The sequence below is a fragment of the Psychromonas sp. MB-3u-54 genome, from assembly GCF_002836415.1.
Classification (GTDB): Bacteria; Pseudomonadota; Gammaproteobacteria; order Enterobacterales; family Psychromonadaceae; genus Psychromonas.
The window spans coordinates 1-2,698 of the sequence record NZ_PJBP01000014.1 but is presented as its reverse complement, the minus strand read 5'-3'; the positions used below and the strand labels follow the sequence as shown (position 1 = coordinate 2,698).

General features: G+C 41.4%; 3 protein-coding genes and 1 pseudogene. All 4 read right to left on the bottom strand.

Going from position 1 to position 2,698, the window contains the following annotated elements; translation table 11 throughout:
- Nucleotides 1-100: 100 nt before the first annotated feature.
- A complete protein-coding gene (locus CXF72_RS00295) occupies nucleotides 101-1,099 on the bottom strand; it encodes a DctP family TRAP transporter solute-binding subunit (RefSeq protein WP_101036049.1) in 999 nt (332 codons plus the stop codon).
- Between the two features lie 407 nt (nucleotides 1,100-1,506).
- Nucleotides 1,507-1,991, bottom strand: a pseudogene (locus tag CXF72_RS00290) (cation:proton antiporter domain-containing protein); the annotation flags it as partial.
- A 231-nt stretch (nucleotides 1,992-2,222) separates the two neighbouring features.
- Nucleotides 2,223-2,531, bottom strand: a complete 309-nt coding sequence (locus CXF72_RS00285) for a 4a-hydroxytetrahydrobiopterin dehydratase (protein ID WP_101036048.1) — start codon at nucleotides 2,529-2,531, stop codon at nucleotides 2,223-2,225.
- Nucleotides 2,503-2,698, bottom strand: a 196-nt coding sequence (locus CXF72_RS19675) for a hypothetical protein (protein WP_232784830.1), incomplete at its 5' end; no start/stop codon positions are given. The genes CXF72_RS00285 and CXF72_RS19675, both read right to left, overlap by 29 nt.

Sequence of the window (2,698 nt, the reverse complement as noted above, 5' to 3'; positions counted from 1 at the left end):
ATTAGTTATTGATTATTAGCTGTTGAAAAACACTTGCTTGTTTTACTCACCCATTTGCAAATACAGTATTGCGTATCGGCAAACGGGGGAAGTAATAGTGTTATTTATTCGACGCTATTGCAGCTTCAAGCAGATCACTGCCAATATCTTTTTCGAATTTTTTCCACACGGGTTTAAGCGCCACAACCCAAGCTTCACGCTGCTCCGCTGTTAACGTACGCACCACGCCGCCGGCATCGATGATTTTTTGCTTGTTTTCTTCATTCACTCTCATGGATTCGCCATTTCTGGTTTGAGTCACTTCAGACATTATTGTGCCTAACTGCTCACGTACATCTGCTGGTAAACCCTTCCACCAATCATCGGAGGTCACCAGCAGGTAATCCAGAATACCGTGATTCGTTTCAGTAACACCATCTTGTACTTCGAAGAACTTTTTGCCGTAGGTATTTGACCAGGTATTTTCCTGACCATCGATAACTTTTGTTTGCAGACCACCATAAACTTCACTGAAGGACATTTTTTGAGGGTTGGCGCCCAGTTGTTCAAATTGAGCAACAAGCACATCAGATGCTTGTACTCTGAACTTAAGGCCTTCAGCATCACTTGGCAGTAACAAAGGTTTACTCGCTGACATCTGTTTCATGCCATTGTGCCAAAATTCCAATCCTTTGATTCCCCGGCGGACCATTGAATCTTTCAAAATGTCACCGGATGCTGAATTTTGAAAACGGTCTACAGCAGCCACATCAGCAAATAAAAAGGGAAGATCAAAGAGACGGAATTTTTTAGTTATTTTTTCAAATTTGGATAAAGAAGGAGCCGCAAGCTGCAGATCACCGCTTAAAATAGCTTCTAAGGCCTGGTCATCATTATAAAGAGTGGTGTTAGGAAAAACTTCCATACAGGCTTTGCCATCCATCTCTTTATTCACTCGGTCAGATAATAAAGAGGCGGCGATGCCCTTAGGGTGACTGGTCTCATTGGTTACGTGGCTGAATTTGATCACTATTTCACCCGGCTCACAGCTTGCTGATGCATTAAAGCTTGCAAGTACGGCAACGGTGCCAAGGGAAAGGGTCATTAATTTTTTTAACATGTTGTACTCCTGTACGGCAGTTTTAGTCTGATTGCGCATTGACAACGCAGGGCGCTGGTTAAGCTACATATTATTGTTAGCAATTAACATTTAGTTATTAACATATAGTCATTAACTTAATAGTAATCAATAATAGCAATTAGCGTGCCAATGTTAATTTAATGTTACAAAGGCCGCGCAATCAGGCAATCGGCTTACATAGGCTGCTCAAAGAAAGTTAAAGTGGGTAGAAATCCACCCACTTAAGTCATGTTATGGGTGGACTATTGCCAATTTATTTTTAATCGGGGAATTAAACTTGGGATGGGTGATTAACATGATGATCTAGTTATTAAAATAAAAAATTGGTTATGGGGTCAGCGGCTTATTCTGCTTATACCAAAGGAATTTAATTTGTGATCAGATTGGCCCAGTATCTTTGCTATAATACCCTCCCAACGCAAAATACTGGCTAATTTTGTTTTGGGTTTAATACTGCGCAGCATAGGGACTATCACGGTAGGCCCGGTGACCACCACCAGCACACTAAACAGAATAGCCATCGACCATTGAAATTCAAGTATAAGATGTGTTGCGCTGGCAATACATCCCCATGTAATAACGGTACCGATCGAAACCAGACGCGTCACCATCCGCCCGTGATTTTTAAGCTCTTTAAAGTTGAGCGTTAAAGCTCCTTCAAAAAGAAGAATGGCACCCCCTAAAGAGATAATAGGAAAGAGCAGTTCGCCAAATAGCTCGTCCGGGTTGAGAATATTCAATCCGGGACCAATCAGTAAACCGCAGACCAGCAGAGGCATATAGCCGGCAATCGCGTTTTCTAACCAATCCACTGACAAAGCAGAGATAAAACACCCACCAAGCCGAGCATAGCGGTGATTTTGTCAACCATAAATCCCCCCTAAAACGCTTCCAATATAAAAAGGTAATTTCCTGAGTCGACATAGCACTGCATTATTGCGCTTGTTTTTCTGAAGGTCGTAAAATAACGCCCGACAACTTACAAAAAAGGCTTAATTTATTGATAATTAAAAAGTGTCCGGGGATATAAAAGCAAAAGCAGATGAAGGGCGAGTATTGATAAAGCGGCAGCGTATAAAACGGCCGACGCTGTAACGCTCAGTTATAAATGCGGGATAAATGATTCCATTTTTTCCGCCAAATCAAAATCCTTAAAGCTGATTCCCGCGACATCATGAGTGGTTAACTGAATAACAACTTTATTATAGATATTAAACCATTCGGGGTGATGATTTTTCTTTTCTGCATAAAGTGCACTTTGTGTCATAAATGCAAATGCCTGCATAAAGTTTTTAAACTTAAAGGTTTTAGTTAATTTTTCATTCTCAATTTCCCAGGGGACAGCTAAATCACAATTCAGTTTTTCAAGCTCAATCAATAACTCACTCGCACTCAATTTTTTCAGATCCATTTATTCTCTCCTTTGCAAAGCCGGATAATTTCAGGGGCAGCCCTAAGATAACGCGAAAAGGCTGAAAAGTGAAAAGGCGATAAGGCGTGAAGGCGTGAAGGCGATAAGGCGTGAAGGCCATAAAGCGTGAAGGCCATAAAGCGTGAAGGCCATAAAGCGTGAAGGCC